The following is a 6886-nucleotide window of genomic DNA, read 5'->3' on the forward strand; positions in this document are numbered from 1 at the left end:
ACTATTTCTTAGATCCTCTACTTCCGATCTTTTTTCTCAACGCTTTGCTCTTTCCCACTGTCGCGGCGAAGCCTTTGACCAGCCACACCATCACCGCCTTTTGCGCGTGCAAACGATTTTCCGCTTGATCGAAGGCGACGCACTGCGGGCTTTCCAAAACTTCATGGGTAATCTCTTCGCCGCGGTGCGCCGGCAAACAGTGCATCACCACGGCATCCTTCTTGGCCATGGCGACCACCCGGCTATTCACTTGATAGGCGCGAAAAGCATTGATGCGCGCTTTTGACTCTTGCTCTTGCCCCATGCTGGTCCACACGTCGGTGTAAATCGCATCGGCGCCGCTAACGGCCGCCTCGACCGAATGCGTCACCGCGACCTTGGCGCCGTTTTGCAAAGCCGTGTTGAGAATCGCCGCATCGGGCTCATAACCTTTGGGGCATGCGAGGGTAAACGAAAACGGCACCAGCGCCGCCGCTTCCAACCACGAGTGCACCATATTGTTACCGTCGCCGACGAAGGCGATTTTTAAACCGGCGAGCTTGCCCTTATGTTCGATCAGCGTCTGACAGTCGGCCAATACTTGGCAGGGATGGTAACCATCGGTGAGCGCGTTGATCACCGGCACGGAAGAATACTCGGCCATCTCTTCGATGATTTTGTGCGCAAAGGTCCGCACCGTAACCAAATCGAACCAGCGGTCCAAGTTGCGCGCGCAGTCCGCCGGGGTTTCCCTGGTGCCCAATCCGACTTCGGCGGGTCCGAGATAAATCGCCGAACCGCCTAACTGCGTAATGCCGACGGCAAAGGTCGAGCGCGTGCGCAAACTCGGCTTCTCGAAAACCAGCGCCATGTTCTTGCCGGCCAACAGCCGATGCGCGACGCCGCGTTTTTGCTTGCGCTTGAGGTCGGCGGCGAGCTGCAAGATGGCGTCGAACTCGCGCCGGCTGAGGCCGTCGAAATTGAGTAGATCTCGTTTGCTCATGGAACGAATAGTTACGCGGCTAGGTTATTTGTCATTGACCATGTGCTGGCCGCATGAACCCACTAAAAGGGTTCCAAAGGGGGCACGCCTCGCCTTTGCTCGCCGGCGGCGGGTCAAGACCCCGCACGCGAGGTTTCTCCGACCAATTGCCGCAAAACTTTTTCCAAGATCGCCAGACCGCGATCGATTTCTTTTTTAGTGATGGTCAGCGGCGGCACGAAGCGCAGCACCTTGGCCGCCGTGCAGTTGAGCAGCAGCCCCTCCTGCATACAGGCGTCGGCAATCTTAGCGCCCTCGCGATCGAGTTCGACGCCGATGATCAACCCCTTGCCGCGAACGTGGCGGATACAAGAAAAATGTTTTTTCAGCGCCTCCAGCCCTTTGACGAAATACTTGCCCATCTGCACGCAGTTCTTGAGCACACCGCCTTTGACCAAGGCGTTCATCACCGCCAAACCGGCGGCGCAACAAACCGGATTGCCGCCAAAAGTTGACGCGTGACTTCCGGGACCGAAGCTATTGGCGACCTCTTCGCGCGCCAGCATCGCACCCAGCGGCAAACCGCCGCCCAAGGCTTTGGCCAAAGTCATGATGTCGGGCTTGACGCCGAAGTGTTCGTAGCCGAATAGTTTCCCCGTCCGCCCCATGCCGGTTTGCACTTCGTCGAAGATCAACAGCAAACCGCGCTGATCGCAGAGCTCGCGAATGCCGAGCATGTAAATTTCATTGGGCACGATGACGCCGCCCTCGGCCTGAATCGGTTCGACCAGAATCGCGATGGTTTTCTTCTCATCGATGGCCGCTTCCATGGCGCCAAGATCGTTGTACGGCACCTGGCGAAAACCGGCGGGAAGCGGATCGTAGCCGGCGCGAACTTTTTCCTGGCCGGTGGCGGTCAACGTCGCCAAGGTCCGGCCATGAAAAGAGTTATGCGTCGAAATGATTTCGTAGCGGCCGCCGCGCTTTTCCAAACCGTAACGACGCGCCAACTTGATCGCCGCCTCGTTGGCCTCGGCGCCGCTGTTACAAAAAAATGCCCGGTCGGCGAACGAATGGCGGCACAGCTCGCGGGCCAGCTCCGACTGGGTTTGAATATGGTAGAGATTCGACACGTGGAGCAACTGCTGGGCCTGCTGTTTGATCGCCTTGACGATCGCCGGATGGCAGTGGCCCAGACTGTTGACCGCGATGCCGGCCAAGAAATCGAGATACTCTTTACCGTTGGCGTCCCAAACTTTAGTGCCGCGTCCTTTGACCAAGGCGATCGGCGTGCGCGCGTAAGTTTTGGCCACGTACTTGTCGGTCAGCGCGACGATATCGCGATTCTTCATTTGCGCACCACCTCCGTCCCGACGCCTTCTTTGGTAAAAATTTCCAAGAGCACGGCATGCTTCAGCCGGCCGTCGATAATATGCGTCTTCTCGACGCCGCCCTTGAGCGCGTTGATACAGCATTCGACTTTGGGAATCATGCCCGAGCCGACCACGCCGTCTTGAATCATCTTGCGCGCTTGCTTCTCTGTGAGATGGCTCAACAGCTCGCCCTTTTTGTCCTTCACGCCTTCGACGTCGGTCATCAAGAGTAATTTTTCCGCGTGCAGCGCTTCGGCCACTTCACCGGCGACCAAATCGGCGTTGATATTATAAGTCTCGCCGGCTTTGCCGACGCCGACGGGCGCGATTACGGGTATGAACTTGTTGGCGTCGAGCGAATCAATGATCAACGGATTGATGCCGATGATCTCGCCGACCATGCCGATATCGATGATCTCCGGCGATTCACCGTTGCCCGACGGCACAGTCACGTTCATTTTTTTCGCCAGAATTAGCTGGCCGTCTTTGCCGCTCAAGCCGACGGCCATGCCGCCATGTTGATTGATCATGTTGACGATCTCTTTATTGACCTTGCCGACCAAAACCATTTCGACGATGTCCAAGGTCTCCTGATCGGTCACGCGCATACCGCGCACGTAACTGCTTTTGACGCCCATCTTGTCGAGCGCGGCGTCGATCTGCGGCCCGCCGCCATGCACCACCACCGGGTTGATGCCGACGCACTTGAGCAAGACGATGTCCTGGGCGAAGCTCGCCTTGAGCTCCTCGTTTTCCATCGCATGGCCACCATATTTGATCACGAAAGTCTTGCCGTAAAAGCGCTGGAAATAGGGCAGCGCCTCCATCAACACTTCCGCCTTGCCGATAAAATCGTCCATCAACGGTCCTTCACTTAGAGGATATAGCGCGACAGGTCTTCGTTTTGGAGAATCGGTTCCAGCCGCTGGCGCACATACGCGGCGTCAATGGCGACTTCCTGGCCGTGCATTTCCGGCGCCGCGAAAGAAACCTCGTCGAGTAGAACTTCCAGAATCGTGTGCAAGCGGCGCGCGCCGATGTTTTCCATCTGCTCGTTGACGTTGGAAGCGATCAGCGCGATCTCTTCGATAGCGTCGGCGGCGAATTTTAAATGCACTCCTTCGGTTTCGAGCAAGGCTTCATACTGCTTGATCAAAGCATTCTTCGGTTCGGTGAGAATTCTGACGAAGTCCTCTTTACTGAGCGAGCTCAACTCGACGCGGATTGGAAACCGTCCTTGAAACTCAGGAATCAAATCCGACGGCTTGGCGGTATGAAATGCGCCCGAAGCGATGAATAAGATGTGATCGGTCTTGACCATGCCGTATTTGGTATTGACCGTCGAACCTTCGACGATCGGCAACAGATCGCGCTGCACGCCCTGGCGTGAGACATCCGGCCCCTGCGCCGAATCGCGGCCGGCGATTTTGTCGATCTCGTCGAGAAAGACAATTCCCGATTGCTCGACCCGACGCACCGCTTCGCCGGTGACTTTGTCCATGTCGACCAACTTGCCCGCCTCTTCCTGGGTGAGAATTTCCAACGCTTCGGGAATCTTGACCTTCTTCTGCTTGGTCTTTTTCGGCATCAGGTTAGAAAACATCTCTTTGAGATTGAATTCCATGCCTTCCATACCTTGAGGCGTCAGCACTTCGATCATTGGCATCGTCGATTGGGTCATCTCGATCTCGACGAAGCGATCATCCATCTTGCCGTCGCGGAGCATTTTCTTGAGCTTGTCGCGGGTGCCTTGCAGCCGCGCCGCGTCCACCGGTTCGCTCTCACCCTCGCCGGAGGTCGGCGGCAAAAGCAGATCCAACACCCGCTCTTCGGCGACTTCGTGAGCTTTGATTTCGACCTTCTGCTTTTCTTCCTCTTTGACCATGTTGACGGCGAGATCGGTCAAATCGCGAATGATCGACTCGACGTCGCGGCCGACGTAGCCCACTTCGGTAAACTTCGACGCTTCGACTTTGATAAATGGCGCTTGGGCAAGCTTCGCCAAACGGCGCGAGATTTCAGTCTTGCCGACTCCCGTCGGGCCGATCATGATGATATTTTTCGGCGCGATTTCGTCGCGCAAATCGTCCGGCACCAACTGGCGCCGCCAGCGATTGCGTAGCGCGATAGCGACCGCTCGTTTCGCGTTCCTTTGCCCGACGATATAACGATCCAATTCCGAGACGATTTCCCGCGGCGTCATCACCGGCGCCGGCGAGCTGCCCGAGTCGGAAAGAGTGTTTTTTGCATCCTCTGTCATAGGAATACTAACTCCTAACAATTTCGCCACGAAATGCAATCATTTTCGCCGCGGGAGGTGCGGTTCTGCGGCTCAGATTGGCCTAGCAGCGGCCAATACAGCCAATTCTGGAATTTTAAATTTTGAATCTGGAATCTGAAATTAGTAGTTCCTCGCGGCGAGGAAGCACAATTCTTCGAAGGTGAGTTGCTCGTTGGTGTAGACGCAGATTCCCGCCGCCACCCGCATCGCCTCTTCGGCGATCACCCGCGCGTCCAACTGCGTATGCTTGATCAGCACCCGCGCCGCCGCCAAGGCGTAATTGCCGCCCGAGCCGATGGCGATTACGCCGTCGTCGGGCTCGATCACGTCGCCGGCGCCGGAAATCACCAGCAGGTCGGTCACGTCGGCGACAATCAGCAAAGCCTCAAGCCGCCGCAGCACGCGATCGGTGCGCCAGTCCTTGGCCAACTCCACCGCGGCGCGTTTCAAGTTGCCATTGTACTGTTCTAACTTGGCTTCGAACTTTTCGAACAGGGTGAAAGCATCCGCGGTGGCGCCGGCAAAGCCGGCGATGACTCGATCGTGATGCAGCTTGCGCACCTTGCGCGCGCTGTGTTTCATCACCGTCTGCCCCAAACTCACTTGCCCGTCGCCGACAACGACAACTTTGCCGCCATGACGTAAACCTAATATGGTAGTGCCTTCAAACATTGAAATCCTTTAGCCATGAACCACGAGGCGCGAGGCGTGAGTCAGAAAATTCTGAGATATCCTCTTCCTTATGCCTCGCGCCTCAAGCCTCATGCCTTCTTCTCACGCTCGCGGATGCGCCTTATCATAAACCGCGGTCAATTGATCCAAATTCAAATGCGTATATCGCTGCGTCGTCGACAAGCTTTCATGGCCGAGTAATTCTTGAATCACTCTGAGATCGGCGCCGCTGTTGAGTAAATGCGTCGCGAAACTGTGACGCAACCCATGCGGCCCCATCTTGATCTGAATGCCAGCCAATTTCAAATGTTTCTCGACAATCCGCGCCACGCTACGGGTAGTAATGCGCTCGCCGCGGTTGTTCAAGATCACCGGCGATTCGCCGGTGCAGGTCAACTGCCAACGCTGACGCTGGTCTAAAGCATAAGTTTCCAACGCAGCGAGCGCGACCTTGCCGATGGGCACGATCCGCTCTTTGGAACCTTTGCCCACCACACGGACAATCTCTAATTGAATGTCGATGTCAGCCCAATTGAGTCCGACCAACTCACTGACGCGCATGCCGGTGGAATAGAACACTTCGAGCACCGCGAGATCGCGCACATCGAGGCCAGTCTTGGGTTTGATCGCGCCGAGGAGTTGAAAGACATCGTCGACGGAAAGAAACGCTGGCAAGGGCTTTTCCTGTTTGGGCGACTGAATCAGCAGCAGCGGATCTTTTTCAATTCGTCGGATCGAGAGCAAATAGCGAAAGAAACTTTTCAGCGCTGCTACCTTACGTCCGATGGAACTCTTTTTACGCTCGCGGGTGAGGGAAGCGAGAAACGCGCGCACGGCGTGAATATCGACTTTCTCGACGGCGACACAGCCAGTCGAATCGAGGCACAACTCCCGATCCAGCAAAAATTCTTGCAGCTGCGCCAAGTCGCTCAAATAATTGCGCAGAGTATGGGCCGAAGCATTGCGCTCGTGGCGCAGATGCTCGGCGTATTGCGAAATTAGCTGATCCACGATCCTAATCGCAGTCGAACCGATGTATGCCCATTGATGTAGCATACCCTCATGGTGATGAACTTTAAACAAGTTCATACATTCGAGCTTAAGGATCGGAATAATCGCAGTGCTTTACTACACCTGGGACCGGATCGCCGAATACCCAATTGGCACAGGAAATTCCGTTGGTGGCGGTCAGTGTTGCAAATGTTGTCCCAGCACCATACCTCACTAGCTTGGTTCCGCTGAACGAACAAAACTGATTCTCGTTGGCGCAGAAGGTCCATGTCCCCGTCGGCGTCACATACGCCGCGCTCACCGTCTTGTCGGCGCTCATGGTGACATTGCACGTCGTCCCGCTGGCGCTGTCGCAGCCCGTCCAACTGCTGAAGTTGTTCCCTCCAGCCGTGCTCGGCGCGGTTAGCGTCACCGCTGTGTTGTTGTTGTAGCTGCGGGTAAACTTGTCAATGGCGGAGAGAAAATGTGCCAGATAGCGGCGCAATAGTGTACCAGTCAGGTTAAGAGAAAAGGGCTTTGAAGCCCCTGGGGTTTATTGTTGAGCTGGCACGTCGATTTAGATTTTGGTGTTGGGTTCTCCTTCGGTTG

The 6886-nt window shown here is 56.1% G+C and carries 7 protein-coding genes; 1 reads left to right on the forward strand and 6 read right to left on the reverse strand.

Annotated elements, in window-relative coordinates:
• Position 1: 1 nt before the first annotated feature.
• From argF to EXR70_16085, 6 genes are all read right to left on the reverse strand, one after another.
• Positions 2-982 carry an ornithine carbamoyltransferase gene (argF, locus tag EXR70_16060; protein MSP40004.1) on the reverse strand — a complete coding sequence of 327 codons (981 nt, stop codon included), beginning with the start codon at positions 980-982 and terminating at the stop codon, positions 2-4.
• Between the two features lie 113 nt (positions 983-1095).
• Positions 1096-2313 carry an acetylornithine transaminase gene (locus EXR70_16065; protein MSP40005.1) on the reverse strand — a complete coding sequence of 406 codons (1218 nt, stop codon included), beginning with the start codon at positions 2311-2313 and terminating at the stop codon, positions 1096-1098.
• A complete protein-coding gene (gene argB, locus EXR70_16070) occupies positions 2310-3194 on the reverse strand; it encodes an acetylglutamate kinase (protein MSP40006.1) in 885 nt (294 codons plus the stop codon). The genes EXR70_16065 and argB overlap by 4 nt, the downstream gene beginning before the upstream one ends.
• Before the next feature lie 14 nt (positions 3195-3208).
• Complete coding sequence (gene hslU, locus EXR70_16075; protein ID MSP40007.1) at positions 3209-4537, reverse strand: ATP-dependent protease ATPase subunit HslU; 1329 nt, start codon at positions 4535-4537, stop codon at positions 3209-3211.
• Positions 4538-4735: 198 nt separating this feature from the next.
• Positions 4736-5287 carry an ATP-dependent protease subunit HslV gene (gene hslV, locus EXR70_16080; protein ID MSP40008.1) on the reverse strand — a complete coding sequence of 184 codons (552 nt, stop codon included), beginning with the start codon at positions 5285-5287 and terminating at the stop codon, positions 4736-4738.
• Positions 5288-5389: 102 nt separating this feature from the next.
• On the reverse strand, positions 5390-6298 hold the full coding sequence (locus EXR70_16085; protein MSP40009.1) for a tyrosine recombinase XerC: 909 nt from the start codon (positions 6296-6298) through the stop codon (positions 5390-5392).
• A 251-nt stretch (positions 6299-6549) separates the two neighbouring features.
• Here EXR70_16085 and EXR70_16090 point away from each other — a divergent pair, with 251 nt between their 5' ends.
• Positions 6550-6729 (forward strand): hypothetical protein, encoded by a 180-nt coding sequence (locus EXR70_16090; GenBank protein MSP40010.1) that lies wholly within the window; start codon positions 6550-6552, stop codon positions 6727-6729.
• Positions 6730-6886: the final 157 nt, after the last annotated feature.

Source organism: Deltaproteobacteria bacterium (genome assembly GCA_009692615.1).
Taxonomy (GTDB): Bacteria; Desulfobacterota; Binatia; order UBA9968; family UBA9968; genus DP-20.

Coding starts and splice junctions, on each gene's coding strand:
- argF (MSP40004.1), bottom strand. CDS start 982: ATGAGCAAACGAGATCTACTCAATTTCGACGGCCTCAGCCGGCGCGAG.
- EXR70_16065 (MSP40005.1), bottom strand. CDS start 2,313: ATGAAGAATCGCGATATCGTCGCGCTGACCGACAAGTACGTGGCCAAA.
- argB (MSP40006.1), bottom strand. CDS start 3,194: ATGGACGATTTTATCGGCAAGGCGGAAGTGTTGATGGAGGCGCTGCCC.
- hslU (MSP40007.1), bottom strand. CDS start 4,537: ATGACGCCGCGGGAAATCGTCTCGGAATTGGATCGTTATATCGTCGGG.
- hslV (MSP40008.1), bottom strand. CDS start 5,287: ATGTTTGAAGGCACTACCATATTAGGTTTACGTCATGGCGGCAAAGTT.